A 20,628-nucleotide genomic window follows, 5' to 3' on the forward strand; every position below is an offset into this window, starting at 1 on the left:
ACGCGGGCAAACGAAGAATCCTACGAACTTCATTCTGCCAACGACTGATCCACCAGTTCGATCCAGTGCATCACGCGCGTGCTCCCGGCGCTGCCCAGATGGCACTGACAGCCGACGTTGGAGGTAACGATCAGCTCAGGGCGGCCACTCTCCAGAGCGTTGAGGCGGTTGTCGCGCAGTTGCCGCGCCAGCAGCGGTTGCGTCAGCGAATACGTGCCTGCCGAACCGCAGCACAAATGGCCGTCGGGCACGGCGGTGAGGTTGAAACCGATGCGTGTCAGCACGGCTTCCACCGCGCCGCCCAGTTTCAACGCATGCTGCAGGGTGCACGGGCAATGCACGGCAATCCGCCGCTCGCTCGCCGCGCAGACTTTTTCCAGCGGTTCCCGATCAAGTATCTGCACCAGATCCAGCGTCCGCTCGCTGATTTCCCGTGCCTTGGCTGCATACAGCGGATCGTCTGCCAGCAAATGCCCGTAATCCTTGATGAATGCGCCGCAACCGCTGGCGGTCTGCACAATCGCTTCTGCACCGTTTTGCAGGTGTGGCCACCAGGCATCGATATTCTGCCGGGCGCGGTCGAGGCCTTTGGCTTGCGCGTCGAGGTGATAGTCCAGCGCGCCGCAACACCCGGCCTCGGCCACCGGGGTGACACTGATGCCCAAACGATCCAGCACCCGCGCCGTGGCGTCATTGGTATTTGGCGACAACCCCGGTTGTACGCAGCCTTCAAGCAACAACACCCGCCGGGCATGCCGAGGGGCAGGGCGCGAGCCGTTAACCGGCAAGTGCTGCGGCAATTTGCTTTCAAGCAAGCGCGGCAACAGCGGCCGAAACGTCGTGCCCACCCGCAACAAGCCTTTGAACAATCCCGGATTAGGCGCCAATGCGCGCAAGCCCTCACGTAACAGGCGCTGCGCCGCCGGACGCGGCACCGCGTGATCGACCACCGCGCGGCCAATGTCGAGCAGGTTGTGATAGTCGACGCCGGACGGGCAGGTGGTTTCGCAGTTGCGGCACGACAGGCAGCGGTCCAGGTGCAGTTGCGTCTGCGCCGTCGCAGGTGCGCCTTCGAGCACTTGTTTGATCAGGTAGATGCGCCCGCGCGGGCCATCGAGTTCATCACCGAGCAACTGATAGGTCGGACAGGTCGCGTTGCAAAAGCCACAATGCACGCAGGTGCGGAGGATTTTTTCCGCTTCGGCGGCACGGGGCAGTTGCAGTGACTGTTCGCTGAGGGTGGTTTGCATGGCTAGAACTCCGCGTACATGCGCCCGGGGTTGAACAGCCCTTGCGGGTCGAGTTGCGCCTTGAGTTGTCGGTGATAGCGCAGCAGTGTCCAGGCCAGCGGCTGGAACGGCGAAGAGTTGGCACCGTGGGTAAAGCAGGTGGCATGGCCGCCGAGTTCCTGAGCAAGAATATGCATGTGCTCGACGTCGGATTTCAGCCAGCGTTGTGCACCGGCCCAGTCGATCAGTTGCTCGCCGGGCAGATCCAGTGGCCCGAGATTGTTCGGCAACGACAAGCGCCACAGCGGCAAACCTTCGTTGAAAAAGGCTAGACGCTGCTCATTCAGATCTCGCCAGAACCCTGAATCCAGCGGCTCACCACCGAGGCGTTGATGTGCCGCCGTCACCGAACCTTCGCCGCCCTCGAGACGCAGATACAGACTCTGGCCATCGTGGCAGGCGGCACTGATTGGCAACGGTTGTTGGCCCCATTCGGCAAGCTTGGTCAGCGCCAGCGCGCATTCCATATCGAGGCGAATGCTCAGGCACTGGCGCGGTTTTGGCAGGACTTTCAGCGACACTTCGGTGAGCACGCCGAGGCAGCCATAGCTGCCGGCCATCAGCCGTGACAGATCATAACCGGCGACGTTTTTCATCACTTCGCCGCCGAAACGCAGGTGCTGACCAAGGCCAGTGATCACCCGCGTGCCGAGGACGAAGTCGCGCACCGAGCCAGACCACGGTCGCCGAGGGCCGGACAAACCCGTGGCGATCATGCCGCCCACCGTCGCGCTTTCGCCGAACGCTGGCGGTTCGCACGGCAGCATTTGCCCGGCAGCGTCCAGCGCCGCCAGCAGCTCGGACAACGGCGTGCCGGCGCGCGCCGTAACCACCAGTTCGGTCGGCTCGTAACGGACGATGCCGCAATGGGCGCGGGTGTCGAGCACTTCACCGGCAACCTCGCGGCCGAGAAAGGCTTTGCTGTTGCCACCCTGAATTTTCAGCGGCGTGGCATTGGCCCGGGCCTCGTTGACCTGATCGAGCAGGGCGCTGGCGGCATCGACGTCGGCCATCAGAAACGCTCCAGTTCGGGGAACGGCAATTGCCCGGCGTGAATATGCATGGCGCCGAATTCGGCGCAGCGGTGCAGGGTCGGAATGTTCTTGCCGGGATTCAGCAGGCCTTGCGGGTCGAACGCGGCTTTTACTGCATGAAACAGGCTCAGTTCGTCACTGTTGAACTGCGCGCACATCTGGTTGATTTTCTCGCGGCCGACGCCGTGTTCGCCGGTGATGCTGCCGCCGACCTGCACGCACAGTTCGAGGATCTTGCCGCCCAAGGCTTCGGCGCGGTGCAGCTCGCCGGGTTGATTGGCGTCGAACAGAATCAGCGGGTGCATGTTGCCGTCGCCGGCATGGAATACGTTGGCCACGCGCAATCCGTATTCTTCGCTGAGGCGGGCGATGCCTTGCAAAACCCCGGGCAATTCGCGGCGCGGGATGGTGCCGTCCATGCAGTAATAGTCCGGTGACAAACGACCGATGGCCGGAAAGGCATTTTTGCGCCCGGCCCAGAAACGCACGCGCTCGGCTTCGTCGCGGGCCTGACGCACTTCGGTGGCGCCGGCCGCGGTCATGACCTCGCGCACCCGTTGGCAATCGTCGTGGACGTCGGCTTCGACGCCATCGAGTTCGCACAGCAGAATGGCCTCGGCGTCGACCGGGTAACCGGCGTGGATGAAATCTTCGGCGGCGCGAATGGCGAGGTTGTCCATCATCTCCAGGCCGCCGGGAATGATCCCCGCCGCGATGATTTCGGCGACCGCGCGGCCAGCCTTTTCCACGGAATCGAAGCTGGCCAGCAGCACTTTCGCGACTTGCGGTTTGGGCAGCAGTTTGACCGTGACTTCGGTGATGATCCCCAGCAGGCCTTCGGAGCCGGTGAACAACGCGAGCAAATCGAAACCTGCTGAATCGAGCGCATCCGAACCGAGGTTCAGGCGTTCGCCTTCGATGGTCAGCACTTCGATTTTCAGCAGGTTGTGCACGGTCAAACCGTACTTGAGGCAATGCACGCCGCCGGCGTTTTCGGCGACGTTGCCGCCGATTGAGCAGGCGATCTGCGAGGATGGATCCGGCGCGTAATACAGGCCAAACGGCGCGGCTGCCTGGGAAATCGCCAGATTGCGCACCCCCGGCTGAACCCGCGCAGTACTGGCAGCGGGGTCGATGTGCAGGATATTGTTGAAGCGCGCCATCACCAGCAGCAGGCCCTGTTCCAGCGGCAAGGCGCCGCCGGACAACCCGGTGCCGGCACCACGGGCAACCACCGGGACGTTTTTCTCATGGCAGAGTTTGAGCAGGGTTTGCACTTGCTCAAGTCGTCGGGGCAGGGCGACCAGCATCGGCGTGGTGCGGTAGGCGGAGAGACCGTCGCATTCGTAGGGTTTGAGTTCTTCCTCGCGCCACAAAATGTCGAGATCTGGCAGCGTTTGCTGCAATGACTTGAGGAATTCGGCCTTGTTCACCTTCGGCAACGGGCCGTCGAGGCGTTCGTCATAAAGAATGTTCATCTCAAGCCCTTACCCTTGATCGTTCCCACGCTCTGCGTGGGAATGCAGCCCGTGACGCTCCGCGTCACTGGACGCGGAGCGTCCCTTGAGGCATTACCACGCAGAGCGTGGGAACGATCAGGGGAAGAGTGCATTGTCATCTTTGGCTTCCCAGAAACTCGCGATACAGGCGCGCAGTATTCCCCGGCTGTTCAACCATCGGCATGTGCCCGACGTGATCCCAGACATCCACACGCAAATTGGCGATGCCCTTGCTCCACACCGGCACGCTGCTGACGTCGATCAGCCGATCCTTGCGCCCCCAGAGCAATAGCGCCGGGCACTTGATGTCGACCAGTTTCGGCTCCATCGGCGGGCTGGCGCGAAAATCGCGGAAGATCTCTTCCAGTTCATCGCGTTGTTGTTCGTAGCGCTGGGCGATGGCGTCCAGCACCAATTTGGGTACCCATGGCGGCGTGGCCATGGTCATCGCGTAGAACTGCTGGAACTCTTCCCGCGAATTGATCAGAAACGGGTTATGCCCGCGCGCCAGATGCCGCTCCATGTCGCTGGCCTCAGGCGCGGTGACGCCCGCCGGGTCGATCAATGCCACCGACGCGATGCGGTCGGGATACGTCGCCGCCAGCCACGCAGCGATGTAGCCGCCCATCGAGTTGCCGATTACGTGGACTTTCTCCACGCCGCAAACGTCGAGCAACTGGATCATGCGTTTGGCCTGCAACGGAATGTCGTAGCCGCCGCCCGCCTTGAAGCCGGTTTCACCATGACCGGCGAGGTCCGGGATGATCACCCGATACTGGCGCACGAAGTGCCGGGAAAAGCGCAGCCACAGGTTCTTCTCGCCGCTGTAGCCATGCAGCATCAGAATCGCGCTGGCTGCTTCATACGGCCCGCCCTGCCAGGTCGAGACGGTCATCTCGGCGATCGGCACTTCGATCTTGTGCAATTTGTACAATTTGGCCTTGATGGCCATGTTCAGGTCGTACAGCCAATGACCGACCGCCGGATAACTCAACCAGCTCCAGGCCACGAAAACCGCGAGGGCGACAAACAGCAAAAGCATCGACGTCTTCCTTTTACGTGTTCAGGACAGAATGTGGTCGGCCGGTTTCAGCGCCCGGGTCAAGCGGTGATAGCTGAAACTGAAGCCGGGAAACATCGCGATCACATGACCGCTCTTGCTTTGATACCAACTGTGGCAGCCGCCGGACTTCCAGACCGTGCGCTGCATTTCCCGATGAATCATCTCAGTGTAGGTACGTTCCGCTTCGGGGCGCACTTCGATGCTGCGCAGACCTTTCGCCTGCACGGTGCGGATGCAGTCGAGGATGTAGTTCATCTGCGATTCGATGATGAACAGCGCCGAGGTGTGGCCGATGCCGGTGTTGGGGCCGGTGACGATAAACAGGTTGGGGAAGTCCGGCAGACTGGTGCCCAGATAGGCGCGCGGGTATTGCGCCCAGACCTCTCTGAGTTGCACGGCGTTTTTTCCGCTGACCGGGTAGGAAATCACCCCGTCGGTGGCGTCGTAACCGGTCGACCAGACGATCAGATCAACGTCGATGTGCTGACCGTCCTGAGTGTTGATCCCGGTTTCGTCGATGGACGCAATGCCTTGCTCGCGGGTATGCAAGGTGACGTTGGCGCGACTCAGCGCCGGGTAATAGGTGCTGGACACCAGCACCCGTTTGCAGCCGATGGTGAAGTCCGGGGTGAGTTTTTCTTGCAGCGCCGGGTCTGGCACCTGGCGTTTGAGAAAGCGCAGGGCGTGCTGCTGGACCATGTGAATCGCCGCTTTCGAGTATTTGAACGCGATGACGCGGGTTTCGAATTGCCAGTAAATCAGCCAGCGCAACAGTTTGTAGGCGGGTTTGCGGCCGAGCAGCCAGCGTTGCAGCGGTCCGAACTGACGATCGGCGCGGGGTAGCACCCAGTGTGGCGTGCGCTGAAACACGTGCAGTTGCTCGACCTGTTCCGCAATGGCTGGAATCACTTGCACCGCACTGGCGCCGCTACCAACGATGGCCACGCGTTTAGCGCGGTAGTCGTAGCTGTGATCCCAGTTGTTCGTATGAAACGTCTTGCCTTGAAAGCGATCCTGGCCGGGAAAGTGTGGGATGACCGGTTGGCTCAATGGTCCGGTGGCATTGATCAGGAACTGCGCATAAAAGGTGCCTTTGCTGGCGGTGTGCACAGCCCAGCGTTTTTCCGTGTCGTCCCATTCGACGCGCTCGACATTGGCCTCCAGCTCCAAGCGCTCACGCAAACCGAACTGCTCGATGACATGCTCGGTGTAGCGCTGCAGTTCGGCCTGTCCGGCGAACATCTGCGACCAGCGGTACGGCGCGAACGACAGCGAATACAGCGGCGACGGCACGTCCACCGCCGCGCCGGGGTAGGTGTTCTGGCACCAGGTGCCGCCAAAGAAGTCCCGTCGCTCCAGCAGTCGAAAATCGTCGATCCCGGCCTTGAGCAGGTTGACCGCAGCACATTGACCGCCAAAACCGCTGCCGATGATCAACACGTGATAGGTGTGCATGGGTCTCCTTCTTATAGTTTTTTTTCCATTTTGCTCCTTTCATGTATAGCCAAATATTTGCCCTGTGTGCGGTCCTGATGTCGCGCTATTCAGCCCGCTGGCCGGTGATGGCTATTTAACGTCGCCCTGTTAGACTTCCAGCACATCCGTCCTGCGGTGTGCGTGATCGAGGTCCTTATGGGAAATACCGGAGGAAAGGGACTTTCATTGGCCAGGAGGCTTTATACGTCGCGCATCCTCGGGTTGATTCTGGGGCTTGTGTGCGTGAGCGTGGCGATGTATTCGCTCGATCCGCCGCTCTGGGTCTGGGCGTTGATGTTCTTCAATGGCTTGGTCTGGCCGCATCTGGCGTTTCAATGGGCGCGCCGCGCCCGGGTTCCTTACCACGCTGAACACCGCAATCTGTTGATCGACGCCTTTTTCGGCGGCTTTTGGCTTGCCGCCATGCATTTCAATCCGCTGCCCACTGCCACGACCATTTCGATGATGGCAATGAACAACGTCGCAATCGGTGGTTCACGTTTTCTATTGGCAGGCTCTGCGGCGCAGTTGCTCGGGGTCGGCGTCGGGCTGGTGGTGTTTGCTCCGGCATTCATTCCGCAAACTACGCCTGCACAAATGTACGCCTGTTTCCCGTTACTGCTGCTGTACCCCTTGGCGCTGGGCTGGATCTGCTTTCGTCAGGCCTACACGCTTGGCTTGCATAAACGCGAATTGCTTGCCCTGAGCCGCACCGACAGTCTGACCGGGTTGCTCAACCATGGCGCCTGGAAGGATCAACTGGAGATCGCTTTTCAGCGCTGCAAGCGGCAGAAGCAGGGCGCGGCGATTGCGTTGATCGACATCGATCACTTCAAGGCAATCAACGACACCTACGGCCATGTTGCCGGCGACATCGTGTTGCGCCAGTTGAGCAAGTTACTTAAACAAAACCTGCGGGCGACAGACGTTGCCGGGCGCTATGGCGGTGATGAGTTCTGCGTGATTTTGCCGGATCTGCCGCTGTTCAACGCCGCGCAGGCGATGGAAGCGTTGCGTGAGCGCTTCGCGATTCTGGGTTATGAGCAGAATCCGGCATTGAAGGTCAGTTTGAGTATCGGCCTGGCGGCGTACGATCCGGCGCATGCCGACGCAACACGCTGGCTCAATGATGCCGATCAGGCGTTGTACGAAGCCAAGGCCAGCGGGCGTAACCGGGTGATCTGCAATTGCGATGACAAGTCCCGGCAGACGTTACTGGATTCGGTTTGACCGCTACACCGTAGATCCCCTGTGGGAGCGAGCTTGCTCGCGAAGGCGTCCTGCCAGGCTGTATCAATGTTGACTGATCCACCGCTTTCGCGAGCAAGCTCGCTCCCACAGGGGGTTGTGTGTTGTCGGTTAGATCAGTGTCGCATTCGGTGTAGAGCCTCGCGCCGATGTCGGGTACGGTTAAATCCCCCCGACGCGAAACAAGGATCGCTTCATGACGTGCTCATTTTCTCGCTCCCTGCTGGCCGCTAGCCTCGGCCTGTCTCTCGCCTTCTCGGCTGCCCACGCCTTTGCCGAACCGCACAAACAAGTGCTCGCTGATGCCGAGCAATACCAGCCAGAAGCGCTGAAATTGCTGGAACGGCTGGTCAATATCGACTCCGGTTCCGGTTACGAGCCAGGCCTCAAGCAAGTCAGCGACATCGCCATCGATGAGTTGAAAAAACTCGGCGCGACCATCGAACTGGTGCCGAACACGCCGGAAAAATCCAACCATGTACTGGCGACGCTGAAAGGCACCGGCAAGGCGAAAATCCTCCTGATGGCGCACATGGACACGGTGTTCAAGGAAGGTTCGGCGGCCGAGCGGCCGTTCCACATCAAGGACGGCCGCGCTTACGGGCCAGGGGTGATGGATGACAAGGGCGGCATCGTCGCTGGGATCTATGCGCTGAAAGTCTTGAAAAACCTCGACTTCAAGGACTACGCGCAAATCACCTTTCTGCTCGACGCCAGTGAAGAAACCGGTTCGGACGTCGCCACCGATCTGATCAAGAAAACCGCTAAACAGCACGACGTGACTCTCAACCTTGAGCCGGGGCGCCCGGCTGATGGCTTGGTGGTGTGGCGCAAGGGCAGCGCGACGGCGCTGGTCGAGGTCAAGGGCAAAGCCGCGCACGCTGGCGTCGCTCCGGAACTGGGGCGCAATGCCGCGATGGAAGCGGCGCACCAGATTCTTCAGTTGGGCAAACTGGGTGATGAGGCTAAGAAAACCACCATCAACTTCACTGTGCTCAAGGCCGGTGACCGCACCAACGTGATTCCCGATCAAGCCACGGCCAAGGCTGACGTGCGCGCGGCGGTGCCAGAGGAGTTTGACCGGATCGAGAAGGATCTGGCGCGGGTCTCGCAGGACAAGCTGATTGCTGAGACGGAAGTGAAGACTTCGTTGCAACGCGGGCTGCCACCGATGCCGCAGACGCCTGAGTCGGATCGTCTGATGGCCATGGCCCAGGGGATTTACGGCGAGATTGGCCGCAAGTTGACCGAAGAGGGCAGTGGCGGTGCGGCGGATGCGAGCTTGTCGGCCGGGGTTGGCACGCCGACGCTGGATGGCTTCGGGATTGTTGGCGGCAATATTCACACGCCGGAGGAGTACGCCGAAGTGGCGAGTGTGGCGCCGCGGATTTATCTGTTGTCGCGGATGATTATGGAGTTGGCCAAGCCGCGGTGAGTGGTTTTGTGGTGTGACTGATGCGGGTGGGGTGTCAGGTGCATTTGCCCTCACCCTAACCCTCTCCCAGAGGGAGAGGGGACTGACCGTGTTGTTTTTGGTCAATACAGCGACCTGAAAGATCGATTTTGAATTCAAAATCGGATTCAGCGCGGTATCACAAGTCGGCGTAGATCCCGAGCATCCCCCAATCGGTTCCCTCTCCCTCCGGGAGAGGGCTAGGGTGAGGGGCTTTTGTGGGAAAAGTGGAAGTCGCGGACGGCGTACAACTTTCCAAGACGTTTCCTACAACGTACCCTGTTGCCGCATTTCGGTATCGACCCCTATAGTTCGGGCTCGCGGAAAAACACCGCGAACGACCTTGGCCGGTCGATACAGAGACGTACAGTCTGCCCAACATATTCAGTCGATGCTTGTCTGTGATGTTGTGTTATGGCGGCTGTGCGTGGGACACCTTCGGGTGTGCCGGTTCCTGTATCCGGTCGGCCAACCCGCGTACGGCTGCCACCTTCCTCGTTTGGCCGCGACTGGTGGTAGCTCTCTCAATACAGGAGTTATACCAATGTGTGATCAAGTAATGCCCCGCTTCCTCCCCATCGACACCTACGACGCCGAATCCCCGGTGCTCTTCCTCAATACCCACTCAGAACTCAGCGACATGGCCGCCTGTGCGATGCACCGATTTGTGGTTGTGCGCGATCTGGCCGACACCTTTGCCAGCCTCAACCTCAAAGGCATTTCCGATTGTGATCTGACGCGGGTGACCAGCGCGGTGCATCTGTTGATGCGCGAGGGCTGTGCGATTCTGAATGTGATTCAGGCGCGGGCGGTGCAGCGGGAAGAGGCTTACAAGACGCCGGTTTAGCGGTGTAGCGGCAGGCCTCATCGCTGGCAAGCCAGCTCCCACAGGGTTTGGTGCTGAACCATCAATTGATGTCGAACCGCATAACCTGTGGGAGCCTGGCTTGCCAGCGATGGCGTCAGCCCGGTCAACCCATCACTCCTTGACGCTCATGTATTCCTTGGCCCAAAGAATGTATTCCTCCGGCTGGGTATAGGTGTGCGTCAACTCGGTCGCGCTCAGGTCGGAGGCCTGGGTAAAGATCTGCCGCTGTTCACGCAAGCTGTCATACGTCGCTTTGATCGCCGCAAAGTAAGCACCATGGCCATCAATGGTCACGCGTACACCGAGTTCGGCCAGACGTTTGTCGTCGCGCAGCGCCGGGTTGCCGTAGGTCACCAGCATCAGCGGTACGGTCAGGTGTTCGGCGATTTGCTCAAGCTGATCGAAATCCTGAATCCCGACCATGCAGATGCCGTCAGCCCCGGCCGCCTGGTACTGGCGAGTGCGGCTGATGATTTCCTGGTTCGGCAAAATGCCGGCATTGGTACGGGCGATGATCGCCATTTCCGTATCAACCCGGGCTTCCAGCGCCGCGCGGATCTTGCCGACGCCTTCGGCAACGGTGATCAAATCGGTGGATTTCCGGCCGAATTGGGCCGGCAGCAAGGTGTCTTCGATGGTCAGGGCAGCGACGCCGGCGCGTTCCAGTTCGACGATGGTGCGCATCACGTTGAGGGCGTTGCCGTAGCCGTGGTCGGCGTCGGCGATCACTGGCAATTGGGCGACGCGGCCGATGCGGGTGGCCTGTTCGGCGAACTCGCTGAGGGTGATCAGGGCAAAGTCCGGGGCTCCGAGCACCTGCAACGAGGCCACGGAACCACCGAGGATGCCCACTTCAAAACCCAGGTCAGCAGCGATGCGCGCGGACATCGGATCGAACACCGACGCGGTGTGGTAGCAGGTGTCGGAGGCCAGCAGTTGACGGAAGTTACGGCGCAAATCTTGATGGGAAAGCCGGGTCATACGAGTTCCACCAATACAAAGGAATGGAAAGGCTTGAACAAAGGTGTCAACGCCGAAGAATGAAAAGGCTATCACGCGAATGGGTCAAGGATCATGACGAATTTGCAAGGGACAGGTTGTCGCGGACTCTTTTGCTGAAAGGATTTACCTTTTTGCGGTGGTGACTGTCAGGCCGCCACCGCCTGTTGCTGTTGATTGGGCAGCATCACCGCGCGTACCGAATTGCCCGGTTGCAGTTGCAGGCGCTTGGCGGTGAGGCGATCGATCACCAGGCTGCTGCCGACCCGGCGGGCGCGGGCGACGGTGATGCGGCAGTTCTCCAGACGCCGGTTGTGAATCAGCCACAGCGGCGCCTGTTCGTCGGGGCTGCCGAGGCTCAGGGCCAGCTCGACGCTCTCGCGCACGGTGCGGATATTGCGCACGGGCGCTTCGATCACCGGGCCGCCGTCGAAGATGTCGATGTAGCCTTTGTGGGTAAACCCTTCGGCCTGGAGGATCTTCAGCGCCGGTTCGGTATTCGGGTGCGCCTGGCCGATCGCCGCCTGGGCCTGTTCGGTGAGCAGGCAGGTGTACAGCGGCTGGCGCGGCATCAGTTCGGCGATGAACGATTTGTTGCCCAGCCCGGACAAGTGGTCGGCATGGCTGAAGTCCATTTGAAAGAAATGCCGACCCAGGCTGTCCCAGAACGGCGAACAACCGTGTTCATCGGCACTGCCGCGCAGTTCGGCAATCATCTTCTCGCCGAACAAGTGCGGGAACTCGGCAACGAACAGCAATCGCCCCAATGACAACAAGCGGCCATTGCTGCCGTGGCGCTGGTCATGGCCGAGAAACAGCGAGCACAGCTCAGATTGGCCGGTGAGTTCGTTGTTGAGAAACAGCGTCGGGATCTGCCGTTGAATGCCCAGATCCGGCGCCGAACTGACGGTCAACCCGACCCGATAGTTGTACCACGGCTCACGCAGGCCGACCGCCCCGGCCAGTGCGCTGACGCCAACTACACGCATGTCATCGTCTTCGAGCACAAACAGATAATCAGCGTCGGCGCGTTCCACTTGTTCGGCGAACGCCCGTTGCGCCCAACGGACCCGGTGGGACAGGCGATCTTCGTTGGCCGGCAGGGTGGTGAACCCCGGGCCGGCCTGTTGTACCAGCGCGAGCAAGGCAGGCAGGTCGCTGACTTTGACCGGACGGACAATCATGCTGTAACTCCTTCTGCGCGCCTGTTCGGGCACTGTCGTTGACTGCGCAACCGGGCGGGTTTCACAGGGCAATCAGCCGGATCGGGCTGCCATCGGTCACGTTCAGCGCCGCACACATTGCAGGGGTGAGGGACAACGGTTGATCGGGTTGGTAATCAAGTTCGGCAATCATCGCCCGGAAGCCCGACAGTGCGTCATTGCTCAGCAAGAAACGGCCACGGGCATCGATCTGTGGTCGTTGCTGCACCGTTGCGGTCTGACTGCGGGCAATCGAACGGATATTGGCGGTACGCGCATACAGGGTCGGGCCGGCGTCGAACAGGTCGATGTAGCTGTTGGTTTCGAAACCCTCACGCTCAAGGATGTCGAACGCTTCCTGACCGTCCGGGTGAATACGACCGATACAGTCCTGCGCCGCTTGCGGCAGCATCGGCACGTAGATCGGGTATTGCGGCATCAGTTCGGCGAGAAACGTGCGGCTCTGCAGCCCGCACAGGCGTTCAGCTTCCGCGTAGGGCAGGTCGAAGAAGTGTTTGCCCAGCGCATCCCAGAACGGCGAATGACCTTGCTCGTCGCTGTAGCCGACCAGTTCAGTAATCACCGCCTCGGCAAAGCGCCGCGTGTGAGCGGCGATGAACAACAGGCGCGCACGGGACAACAATTCGGAGAACGGCGTACGCACCAGTTCGGCATTGATGTGAAACCCACGCAGCAATGTGTGGCCGCTGAGGTCATGGCACAGCGACAGCGCCGGCACGCCGTGTTCAATGTTCAGTTCGCGGGATGCACTGGTGAAATGGCGGTTGCGCAGGCTGTAGAACGGCTCGTCGAAGCCCGCCGTCGCGAGAATCTCCGAGCAGCCGACCAGCCGTTGGCGGTCCAGGTCTTCCAGCACGAAGAAGTAGTTCTCCGGGCCTTGGGATGCCGCTTCGCTGTCAAACGAGGCGCAGGAGCCGGCGATTTTCTCGCGCAGGCGTTCGCTGTCGTCCGGCAGGGAAGTTACGCCCACCAGACTGTCGCGGGCCAATTGTTGTAGCTGGGGCAGGTCAGTCTGTTCGACTGGGCGTAAGACCAGCATGGATGTACTCCTGTATCAAAAGGTTCGGCGATGTCGCCAAACCTGACTATCACTGTCGGTGTCCACGCGATAAATCGGCGGTCGCCTGATTTGTTGTCAGACGCCGCTCTTTTTCTTGTCAGCCGTTGCTCGGGTCAGGCAGCGCGGTACTGGCGCCGAGTTTATTCAGGAAGAACAGATACACCAGGCCCAGGGCAATCCAGGTCAGGCCGAGCTTCTGCGCATCGACGCCCATGTTGTACATGATGGCCGCGACGATGATGAAGCCGATGACCGGGCAGATCAGGTGACGCACCACTTGGCCGGACTTCTGCCGACGCCAGTAGTAGTTGATCACTGTCAGGTGCAGCAGCATGAAGCCGCTGAGCGCGCCGAAGTTGACCAGCGAGGTCAGGGTGTCGACCGAGTTGATGAACAGGTAGCAGATCACCAGCGACAGCACCGCCACCAGATAAATGCTCAGGTACGGCGTGTTGTGTTTCGGATGCACCTTGGCCAGCACTTTCGGCAGCTTGCCGTCGCGGGCCATGCCGAACAGCAGGCGCGAGACAGCGGCTTGCGAGGTGATCGCTACAGCCACGCCCCAGGCCAGCGCCGTCGCTACAGCGGTCAGGGTCGCCAGCCAGCTGCCGGCAGCGATTTCGGCGATTTCATAGAACGCAGTGTCAGCGGATTTGAAGCCCATGCCTGCCGCCAGGTCGGTGGCGATCCAGGTTTGTGCAACGAAAATCACCCCCATGACTACCAGCGTGATCAGCGCCGCTTTGCCGACGCTCTTGCCCGGATCGCCCTTGATTTCTTCAGCGAGTGTCGAGATCGCATCGAAGCCAAGGAACGACAGCACCGCAATCGACACCGCTTGCATCAGCAGGGCGAAGTTAAAGGTTTCCGCGTGATACAGCGGCGCCAGGGTCAGCTCGCCGTTACCGCCACCGTTGTGCAGGGCATTCCAGGCGTAGAACAGGAAGATCCCCAGCACCACCAGTTGCGCGAGCAGGAAGATGATGTTCATCCGTGCGGTGAAGGTGATGCCGCGCAGGTTGACGAAGGTCGCGCTGACCAGAAACGCGAGAATAAAGCCGACTTTCGGAATGTCCGGGTACAAATGGTTGAGGGCCATCGCCGCGTAGACATAGAGCAGCGGCGGGATCAGCAGGTAATCGAGCAGCATCAGCCAGCCGGCGATGAAGCCGACGTGTTGATTGAGGCCACGCTGCGCGTAGGAATAGACCGAACCGGCAATCGGAAAAGCCTTGGCCATGCTGCCGTAACTCAGCGCGGTGAACAGCATCGCCACCATGCCGATGATGTACGCCAGCGGCACCATCCCCGGTGCCTCGGCGTTGACGTAGCCATACACACCGAACGGGGCGATGGGGATCATGAAGATCATCCCGTATACCACCAGGTCGGTCAGCGTCAGGCTACGTTTCAACTCTTGCTTGTAGCCGAATTCTTCAATTTCCATGAAGCGCAACTCCTTGTCAGCCAGTCGGTCGTTTTAGTTGTTATCGATCCATCGTTTACAGCGTCAGCAGTCTTTCATTCATTACAGCAAAGGCGCGAGGTATCCGGCCCAGCGCGATACGGCTTCGGGGCTGCGCAGCAAATCGTTGCGCACCTCGATCAGCACCGAGTCGAGGCCACGGGCATCGCCGTGCACCGGCACGGTCATGTCGCCCAGCGGATCGATCTTGTACGGCTGATTACCGGCCACTTTCAGCGGGAGTTCGCCGAGGCCGTCGAGCAGGCGTTGCGCGTAGGCCTTGGCCTGACCGAACAGCACGCCGGCCTCCAGCGGTCGCGGTTGGCCGTAAAACACCGGGGTGAAACTGTGAATCCCCACCACACGCACCGCTTGGCCCTGAGCAACACGTTCGTCGATCAACGTTTGCAAGCGCGTGTGAAACGGTTTGAACAAGGTCTGGCGGCGGTATTCGCGGGTGGCTTCGTCCAGCTCGCGGTTACCCGGCACCTGATAGATTTCGCTCTGCGTCGGAATACTGTCCGGGGCGTGGCGTGGACGGTTCAGATCGATCAGCAGGCGTGAATAATTGGCACTCAACAGGGTGGCGCCGAGCCTTTCCGATAACTGTTCGGCGAGTTGCAGCGCACCAATGTCCCAGGCGATGTGTTCAGCGGCGGCGGCCTCGTCCAAGCCCAGGTTGTTCAGGGCGTCGGGGATGTAGCGGCTAGCGTGTTCGCACACCAGAATCAACGGATGCGTCGAGTCGGCGCGGCTCAGGTTGTAGGCCGGTCGGGTGTACAACCCCAGCTCGGCGGATTCAGTACAGGCGTGCATAGTGCTCACACAAGTCAGCGGGCGAGAGCTGTTCCGTCAGCGCCAGTTCCTCGGTTTTCAGGGCGTAGTAAGTGTCGAGCAGCGGCTTGGGCAGCCATTCGGTGAAGGTGCCACTGTTGCGCAGGCAATCCAGCGCCTGCGCTAGCGAAGCGGGCAGGGCAACGATGCCCCGCGCCTGGCGTTGCTCGTCGTTGAGTGAATCGGGAATTTCATCGGTGATCGCGTTCAGTGCCAGGCGTTGTTCGATGCCCAGCCGTCCGGCGATCAACAGCGCGGCCATCGCCAGATGTGGTGAGGCAGTGGCGTCCATGGCGCGGAATTCGAGGTTGAACTGGTTGGCCACGGACTTGCCGCCGAGGGTTACGGTCGGGCAGATGCGCAGCGCCGCCTCGCGGTTCTGCTGGCCCAGGCAGGCGTAAGAGGCGCTCCAGTGATGTGGCTGCAAGCGCTCGTACGACACCGGCGTCGGCGCAGTGAACGCACAGAGGGCCGGCAAGTAATGCAGGATTCCCGCCGCCCAATGCTGGCCAAGACTCGACAGACCGTTGCTGGTACCGGGGTCATAGAGCATTGGCTGGCCGGCCAGATCGAGCAGGCTGACGTGTAGATGCACGCCGTTGCACACCGCATCCGCCGCAGTTTTCGGCGCGAAGCTCAGGTCGAGGCCCATTTGCCGGGCGATCTCGCGGGTAATCTCGCGCACATTGACGGCGCGATCGGCCGCCGCTACGCCGAGCGTCGGGCGACAGGTGATTTCGTATTGATGCTTGCCGTATTCCGGCAGAAACATCTCCGGCTCGACACCGCCGGCGCGCAGGGCGCTGAGCAGCCAGCCGCCGAACTCGGCGCCCTGACGCTGGGCTTCGAGGGAAAATGCCAGATGCTCGGCGAAACCGGCGTGCAGGTTGAATTCGTGTTCGAACGCGGCGTTGACCTGCAAGCACAGCGCATCGCGATATCGCTCGATTTCATCACGCAGCAGCGTGCGCGGACAGGCGCCCCATGGGCGGCCATCGGTTTCGCGAATATCGCCGTGGATGAAATCCAGCGCCGGTGCGTCGGCGTCCGGGCCGTTGCCGACAGTGACGCGGCTGCTCAGATCGGGAATCAACCGCAGGTCGCCATAAGCGCCCCACGGATTGGTTGAAGCAATGATGTCCTGCGGCGTCAATGCGCTGTTGGCCGGCACCCAGCCGCAACCGGCGGCTTGATAGTGCTCAAGCTCATCAGTGGGAAAAGAGCGGCCCCGGGTGATGCCGATCAGGTCGGTGGTGACCAGCGTGGTCATCGGCAGCGGCGTCAGGCGCGTGCTCATGGCCGCATCTCCTGCAAGCGGGCGAGCACGGTGTCGGTGTCGGTAATCCAGCAGTAACCCTTGATCGCATTCAGGCAGGCGTGATGGCGTTCGGCGCTGTAGGTGGCGCAGGCGTCTTCGACCAGGGTGACCAGATAGCCGCGATCGGCGGCGTCGCGCACGGCCATGTCCACGCACTGGTCGGTGACGATGCCGGCGATGATCAAGTGACGGGTTTCGAGGTTGCGCAGCACGTAATCGATGTTGGTCGAGTTGAAGACGCCGGACGAGGTCTTCGGCAGGACGATTTCGTTTTCCACTGGGCTCAGGTCTTCAATGATCCGCGCCTGCGCGCTGCCTTTGGGCAGGTGCATGTCCGAGAGTTTGTGGTCGAGCGAGCGGTCACGGCCATCAGCCGTAAGGCTTTCGATAATGGTGTGCAGTACATTCTGCCGCGCTTCGCGAAAGGCACTGAGCAAACGACGTTGGTTGGGCACCACCTGCATGTGTGCACGGGTCAGGAAATACTCGGCGTCAGGCCCGTTGAGGTGCGCGTCGAACTGCGGTTCGAGCCAGGCACGCTGCATGTCCACCAGCAACAGTGCGGTGTGATCGGTGACAAACGGCAAGTCCCGCGGCGAGCGGTGGGGAAGGCTGAACATCCTTATTTATCCTCCAGCAGGTGGGTGTTGAAGTCATTGCGCAGGGCATCGATGCCTTCCAGGCGATCGGCGAGGTTTTCGGTGCGCAAGGTCAGGCAGGCTATCAGTGCTTCGACCTGAGCCAGCGCTGGCACCATGGTGTCGAACGGCGAAGCCGATTCCACCGGCGCGCTGATGATCAGATCGGCCAGTTCACGCAGCGGCGAGGCATAGATGTCGGTGAACAACACCACGCGCGCGTTGTTGTTTTTTGCCGCGCTGGCGACTCGCAAGGCCTGGGTCTGGTAGCGGCGATAGTCGAACAGCAACACCACATCCTGGCGTTGCAGATCGAACAGGCGATCGGGCAGTTGCGCGTTATCTTCCAGGGCAAAGCAGCCAGGCCGCAGCAGGCGCAGGTGATTGAGCAGGTAGGTGGCCATCAGGCTGCTGAAGCGCCCGCCGAAGCAATACACCTGATGCCGCGCGTCGAGCAGCCAGTCGGTGAGAATGCGCACGTCTTCGGGTTGGGTCAGCGATTGGGTTTCGACCAGCAGGCGATGGCTGTCGCCCAGATAGTGGCTCCAGGCGTCGTCCCTGTGTTGATGGGCGCGCGGTTGCAACAGCGTGCGCGGCGAGCGCAGGCGGTGGTCCATGTCACTGAGCAGGGCATCCTGGAATTCGGCGTAACCACCGAAACCGAGTTTTTTCACCAGCCGCACGATGGTCGGATCGCTGACGCCGGCATGTTCGGCCAGACGCGCCATCGGCCCCAGACCGTTGCGTGGGTACTGATCAAGCAAGGCGCGAACGACTTTGCGCTCCGACGGCGTAAGATCCAGGCCGGGATCGGTGATCAGGTCTCTGAGAGGGGGCATCCGGGCTCCTGCTGGATGGGGGGGGGTGTCGAATTCGCTTCATAATCCGTTAAAACAGTATTTATGTAACTGGCGTTACATGTCTAGTGAATTTTTCCGGGTGTTGAAAAGGCCCCAAAATGGGGCGAGACGCCTGTGTAACAAGGGCCACACGGACTTCGACAGGGCTTGTAGTCCATCGCCCACGTTAGTGTCAGAGATTGCCGTATTTTTGCTTTTGTCCGCACATGCCGGGGCGATCCAACAACCCTGCAACCCTCGGTTTACGGCACAATTGCCGACACAACGGCTTTGCGCCGCTGATTTTCATGAAGGCCCACCGGAGCGATCCCTGTGCAGACCACTCGTTTGACATTGATTTGCCATGCGCGAACCGTCGCACAGAAATTGGCGTGTTTTCCTACGAATGAACCTGTTGAAAATAGCCAGCTGGCATCGGGCGAATTGGCCGAGCGTTTCGACGCCGCGCGACGCTTGATTTGCGCGCCGGAGTTGCGCACGCGCCAGACAGCAGCATGGTTTGGCGCAGACGCGCAGATAGATGAGGCGCTGCGCGATTGTGACTGGGGACGCTGGCATGGCCAGTCGATCAAAGCCCTGCAAGCCTCGGAAGACGCCGCGCTGCAGGCCTGGCTGGAAGATCCCCACGCCACTCCGCATGACGGTGAGTCAGTGGCGCAGTTGTGCCAGCGCGTGGCGACTTGGCTAGCTAACCTGCAAGGCACGTCGGGACATGTCGTGGCGGTGACGCATCCGTTTGTCATCCGCGCCGCGCTGATCCACGTGCTGCGCGGTTCGGCGTTGCATGACATCGATGTCGAACCGTTGTCGCTGCTCGAACTGCGCTTCACCGGGCGCTGGCGCCTGTGTCTTAAAGGAGCTTTGTGATGAAACAACTGCTGGTGATCGGCATCGGTGCCGGCAATCCCGACTACATCACGATGCAGGCGGTGAAGGCGTTGAATCGGGTCGACGTGTTCTTTCTGATGGATAAAGGCCAGAGCAAGGACAAGCTGATCGACCTGCGCCGCGAGATTTGTGAGCGCTACATCGACAACCCTGACTATCGCTTCGTCGAGGCCCACAGTCCGGAGCGCGAACGCGGCGATGTCGACTACGCCGCCAGTGTTGATGAGTTGAACCGCGCCAAGCAGCAGACCTTCGAACGCCTGATCAATGACCAATTGTCTGACGGTCAGTGCGGCGGTTTCCTGGTGTGGGGCGATCCGGCGTTGTACGACAGCACCGTGCGCATCCTCCAGGCGATTCTGGCCTCGGGCGCGTGCGCCTTCGAGTTTGAGGTGATCCCCGGGATCACTAGCGTTCAGGCGTTGGCGGCGCAGCACAAGGTGCCGTTGAACACTATCGGTCGTTCTATCGAAATCACCACCGGGCGGCGTTTGGCGGCAGGGCAGGTGAGTAATGCGGACAGTCTGGTGGTGATGCTCGATGCTGAAGATTCGTATCACCGGGTGGCCGATCAGGATACCGAGATTTACTGGGGCGCCTACTTGGGCACACCGGACGAGATTTTGATCAGCGGCAGGCTGGCAGATGTTGCGGATGAGATCGAGCGGGTGCGCAAAAAGGCGCGGGCCGAGCATGGGTGGATCATGGATACGTATTTGTTGCGCAAGCCTTAGATTTTCGCTGGCCGGGCGGGCCTCTTCGCGAGCAGGCTCGCTCCCACAGGGGGCCGCATTTCAAATGTGGGAGCGAGCTTGCTCGCGAAGGCGCCGGAACATTCAACGCACATTTCGAACAGGCAAAAAAACACCCGGTGCAACGCAAGTCGCACCGGGTTTTTTGTTGCCAGCAAGCGGCGGATGTCGTGGATCCGCCATTCACTGTTGAACTCTGGTTATACGCGTTCCAGCGCCAGCGCCACGCCTTGGCCGCCGCCGATGCACAGGGTCGCCAGACCCTTTTTCGCATCACGCTTGATCATTTCATGCAGCAGGGTCACCAGCACGCGGCAACCCGATGCACCGATCGGATGGCCCAACGCGATGGCGCCGCCGTTGACGTTGACCTTGTCCAGATCCCATTGCAGGTCCTTGGCCACCGCCAGCGATTGCGCAGCGAAGGCTTCGTTGGCCTCGATCAGGTCGAGTTGACCGATGTTCCAGCCAGCCTTGTCGAGGCAGCGGCGAGTCGCCGAAACCGGGCCGATGCCCATGATTGCAGGATCAACACCTGCGTTGGCGTAGGCAGCGATTTTCGCCAGAACCGGCAGACCGAGGGCTTTGGCTTTCTCAGCGCTCATCAAGATGACCGCAGCGGCGCCGTCATTCAGCGACGAAGCGTTGCCGGCCGTGACGC

19 protein-coding genes are annotated in these 20,628 nt (G+C 60.8%); 5 read left to right on the top strand and 14 right to left on the bottom strand.

Annotation, left to right across the window (positions count from 1 at the left end; genetic code table 11):
- Positions 1 to 29: 29 nt before the first annotated feature.
- The 5 genes from glcF to AC0ZWN_RS08965 form a co-directional block, all read right to left on the bottom strand.
- The gene (gene glcF / locus AC0ZWN_RS08945) at positions 30 to 1,250 is read right to left on the bottom strand and encodes a glycolate oxidase subunit GlcF (protein WP_476334752.1); all 1,221 of its coding nucleotides are present in this window, start codon (positions 1,248 to 1,250) and stop codon (positions 30 to 32) included.
- 2 nt (positions 1,251 to 1,252) lie between these two features.
- Positions 1,253 to 2,302 carry a glycolate oxidase subunit GlcE gene (gene glcE, locus AC0ZWN_RS08950; protein ID WP_476334753.1) on the bottom strand — a complete coding sequence of 350 codons (1,050 nt, stop codon included), beginning with the start codon at positions 2,300 to 2,302 and terminating at the stop codon, positions 1,253 to 1,255.
- Positions 2,302 to 3,801 (bottom strand): glycolate oxidase subunit GlcD, encoded by a 1,500-nt coding sequence (glcD, locus tag AC0ZWN_RS08955; RefSeq protein ID WP_476334754.1) that lies wholly within the window; start codon positions 3,799 to 3,801, stop codon positions 2,302 to 2,304. Before glcD ends, glcE begins: the two co-directional genes overlap by 1 nt.
- A gap of 136 nt (positions 3,802 to 3,937) precedes the next feature.
- A complete protein-coding gene (locus AC0ZWN_RS08960) occupies positions 3,938 to 4,864 on the bottom strand; it encodes an alpha/beta fold hydrolase (RefSeq protein WP_476334755.1) in 927 nt (308 codons plus the stop codon).
- A 21-nt stretch (positions 4,865 to 4,885) separates the two neighbouring features.
- A complete protein-coding gene (locus AC0ZWN_RS08965; protein WP_476334756.1) occupies positions 4,886 to 6,340 on the bottom strand; it encodes a flavin-containing monooxygenase in 1,455 nt (484 codons plus the stop codon).
- A gap of 177 nt (positions 6,341 to 6,517) precedes the next feature.
- On the opposite strand from AC0ZWN_RS08965, the gene AC0ZWN_RS08970 reads away from it, so the two are divergent.
- The 3 genes from AC0ZWN_RS08970 to AC0ZWN_RS08980 all read left to right on the top strand — a co-directional run bounded on the left by AC0ZWN_RS08970 (position 6,518) and on the right by AC0ZWN_RS08980 (position 9,909).
- Positions 6,518 to 7,591 (top strand): diguanylate cyclase, encoded by a 1,074-nt coding sequence (locus tag AC0ZWN_RS08970; protein ID WP_095047520.1) that lies wholly within the window; start codon positions 6,518 to 6,520, stop codon positions 7,589 to 7,591.
- 214 nt (positions 7,592 to 7,805) lie between these two features.
- Entirely contained in the window at positions 7,806 to 9,044 is a 1,239-nt protein-coding gene (locus AC0ZWN_RS08975) for a M20/M25/M40 family metallo-hydrolase (protein ID WP_093439048.1), read from the top strand.
- 562 nt (positions 9,045 to 9,606) lie between these two features.
- Positions 9,607 to 9,909 (top strand): hypothetical protein, encoded by a 303-nt coding sequence (locus AC0ZWN_RS08980; RefSeq protein WP_038369113.1) that lies wholly within the window; start codon positions 9,607 to 9,609, stop codon positions 9,907 to 9,909.
- A gap of 132 nt (positions 9,910 to 10,041) precedes the next feature.
- Here the strand turns inward: AC0ZWN_RS08980 and AC0ZWN_RS08985 are convergent, their stop codons facing one another.
- The 8 genes from AC0ZWN_RS08985 to AC0ZWN_RS09020 all read right to left on the bottom strand — a co-directional run bounded on the left by AC0ZWN_RS08985 (position 10,042) and on the right by AC0ZWN_RS09020 (position 18,306).
- Positions 10,042 to 10,911, bottom strand: coding sequence for an isocitrate lyase/PEP mutase family protein (locus tag AC0ZWN_RS08985; RefSeq protein ID WP_007919546.1), 870 nt, complete (start codon positions 10,909 to 10,911; stop codon positions 10,042 to 10,044).
- A gap of 167 nt (positions 10,912 to 11,078) precedes the next feature.
- The gene (gene astA, locus AC0ZWN_RS08990; RefSeq protein ID WP_093439043.1) at positions 11,079 to 12,113 is read right to left on the bottom strand and encodes an arginine N-succinyltransferase; all 1,035 of its coding nucleotides are present in this window, start codon (positions 12,111 to 12,113) and stop codon (positions 11,079 to 11,081) included.
- Between the two features lie 61 nt (positions 12,114 to 12,174).
- Positions 12,175 to 13,191 (bottom strand): arginine N-succinyltransferase, encoded by a 1,017-nt coding sequence (locus tag AC0ZWN_RS08995; protein ID WP_476334757.1) that lies wholly within the window; start codon positions 13,189 to 13,191, stop codon positions 12,175 to 12,177.
- Between the two features lie 118 nt (positions 13,192 to 13,309).
- Positions 13,310 to 14,659 (bottom strand): APC family permease, encoded by a 1,350-nt coding sequence (locus AC0ZWN_RS09000; RefSeq protein WP_476334758.1) that lies wholly within the window; start codon positions 14,657 to 14,659, stop codon positions 13,310 to 13,312.
- 81 nt (positions 14,660 to 14,740) lie between these two features.
- Positions 14,741 to 15,493 carry an N-formylglutamate amidohydrolase gene (locus AC0ZWN_RS09005; protein ID WP_476334759.1) on the bottom strand — a complete coding sequence of 251 codons (753 nt, stop codon included), beginning with the start codon at positions 15,491 to 15,493 and terminating at the stop codon, positions 14,741 to 14,743.
- Positions 15,477 to 16,808, bottom strand: coding sequence for a type I glutamate--ammonia ligase (locus AC0ZWN_RS09010; RefSeq protein ID WP_476334761.1), 1,332 nt, complete (start codon positions 16,806 to 16,808; stop codon positions 15,477 to 15,479). Before AC0ZWN_RS09010 ends, AC0ZWN_RS09005 begins: the two co-directional genes overlap by 17 nt.
- Positions 16,805 to 17,449 carry a cysteine hydrolase family protein gene (locus tag AC0ZWN_RS09015; protein ID WP_476334762.1) on the bottom strand — a complete coding sequence of 215 codons (645 nt, stop codon included), beginning with the start codon at positions 17,447 to 17,449 and terminating at the stop codon, positions 16,805 to 16,807. Before AC0ZWN_RS09015 ends, AC0ZWN_RS09010 begins: the two co-directional genes overlap by 4 nt.
- Before the next feature lie 2 nt (positions 17,450 to 17,451).
- A complete protein-coding gene (locus tag AC0ZWN_RS09020) occupies positions 17,452 to 18,306 on the bottom strand; it encodes a MurR/RpiR family transcriptional regulator (RefSeq protein ID WP_093439023.1) in 855 nt (284 codons plus the stop codon).
- A 333-nt stretch (positions 18,307 to 18,639) separates the two neighbouring features.
- On the opposite strand from AC0ZWN_RS09020, the gene AC0ZWN_RS09025 reads away from it, so the two are divergent.
- Positions 18,640 to 19,194, top strand: coding sequence for a histidine phosphatase family protein (locus AC0ZWN_RS09025; protein WP_476334764.1), 555 nt, complete (start codon positions 18,640 to 18,642; stop codon positions 19,192 to 19,194).
- Complete coding sequence (cobF, locus tag AC0ZWN_RS09030; RefSeq protein WP_476334765.1) at positions 19,194 to 19,949, top strand: precorrin-6A synthase (deacetylating); 756 nt, start codon at positions 19,194 to 19,196, stop codon at positions 19,947 to 19,949. Before AC0ZWN_RS09025 ends, cobF begins: the two co-directional genes overlap by 1 nt.
- Before the next feature lie 218 nt (positions 19,950 to 20,167).
- Here the strand turns inward: cobF and AC0ZWN_RS09035 are convergent.
- Positions 20,168 to 20,628 (bottom strand): acetyl-CoA C-acetyltransferase (locus tag AC0ZWN_RS09035; RefSeq protein ID WP_476334766.1); only part of this gene is annotated, 461 nt, incomplete at its 5' end.

This window comes from Pseudomonas sp. 3B-A001-10F (assembly GCF_056313565.1).

What these genes read in the sequence shown, in the direction of transcription:
- glcF (WP_476334752.1), bottom strand. Translation starts at nt 1,250, where the DNA reads ATGCAAACCACCCTCAGCGAACAGTCACTGCAACTGCCCCGTGCCGCC.
- glcE (WP_476334753.1), bottom strand. Translation starts at nt 2,302, where the DNA reads ATGGCCGACGTCGATGCCGCCAGCGCCCTGCTCGATCAGGTCAACGAG.
- glcD (WP_476334754.1), bottom strand. Translation starts at nt 3,801, where the DNA reads ATGAACATTCTTTATGACGAACGCCTCGACGGCCCGTTGCCGAAGGTG.
- AC0ZWN_RS08960 (WP_476334755.1), bottom strand. Translation starts at nt 4,864, where the DNA reads ATGCTTTTGCTGTTTGTCGCCCTCGCGGTTTTCGTGGCCTGGAGCTGG.
- AC0ZWN_RS08965 (WP_476334756.1), bottom strand. Translation starts at nt 6,340, where the DNA reads ATGCACACCTATCACGTGTTGATCATCGGCAGCGGTTTTGGCGGTCAA.
- AC0ZWN_RS08970 (WP_095047520.1), top strand. Translation starts at nt 6,518, where the DNA reads ATGGGAAATACCGGAGGAAAGGGACTTTCATTGGCCAGGAGGCTTTAT.
- AC0ZWN_RS08975 (WP_093439048.1), top strand. Translation starts at nt 7,806, where the DNA reads ATGACGTGCTCATTTTCTCGCTCCCTGCTGGCCGCTAGCCTCGGCCTG.
- AC0ZWN_RS08980 (WP_038369113.1), top strand. Translation starts at nt 9,607, where the DNA reads ATGTGTGATCAAGTAATGCCCCGCTTCCTCCCCATCGACACCTACGAC.
- AC0ZWN_RS08985 (WP_007919546.1), bottom strand. Translation starts at nt 10,911, where the DNA reads ATGACCCGGCTTTCCCATCAAGATTTGCGCCGTAACTTCCGTCAACTG.
- astA (WP_093439043.1), bottom strand. Translation starts at nt 12,113, where the DNA reads ATGATTGTCCGTCCGGTCAAAGTCAGCGACCTGCCTGCCTTGCTCGCG.
- AC0ZWN_RS08995 (WP_476334757.1), bottom strand. Translation starts at nt 13,191, where the DNA reads ATGCTGGTCTTACGCCCAGTCGAACAGACTGACCTGCCCCAGCTACAA.
- AC0ZWN_RS09000 (WP_476334758.1), bottom strand. Translation starts at nt 14,659, where the DNA reads ATGGAAATTGAAGAATTCGGCTACAAGCAAGAGTTGAAACGTAGCCTG.
- AC0ZWN_RS09005 (WP_476334759.1), bottom strand. Translation starts at nt 15,493, where the DNA reads ATGCACGCCTGTACTGAATCCGCCGAGCTGGGGTTGTACACCCGACCG.
- AC0ZWN_RS09010 (WP_476334761.1), bottom strand. Translation starts at nt 16,808, where the DNA reads ATGAGCACGCGCCTGACGCCGCTGCCGATGACCACGCTGGTCACCACC.
- AC0ZWN_RS09015 (WP_476334762.1), bottom strand. Translation starts at nt 17,449, where the DNA reads ATGTTCAGCCTTCCCCACCGCTCGCCGCGGGACTTGCCGTTTGTCACC.
- AC0ZWN_RS09020 (WP_093439023.1), bottom strand. Translation starts at nt 18,306, where the DNA reads ATGCCCCCTCTCAGAGACCTGATCACCGATCCCGGCCTGGATCTTACG.
- cobF (WP_476334765.1), top strand. Translation starts at nt 19,194, where the DNA reads ATGAAACAACTGCTGGTGATCGGCATCGGTGCCGGCAATCCCGACTAC.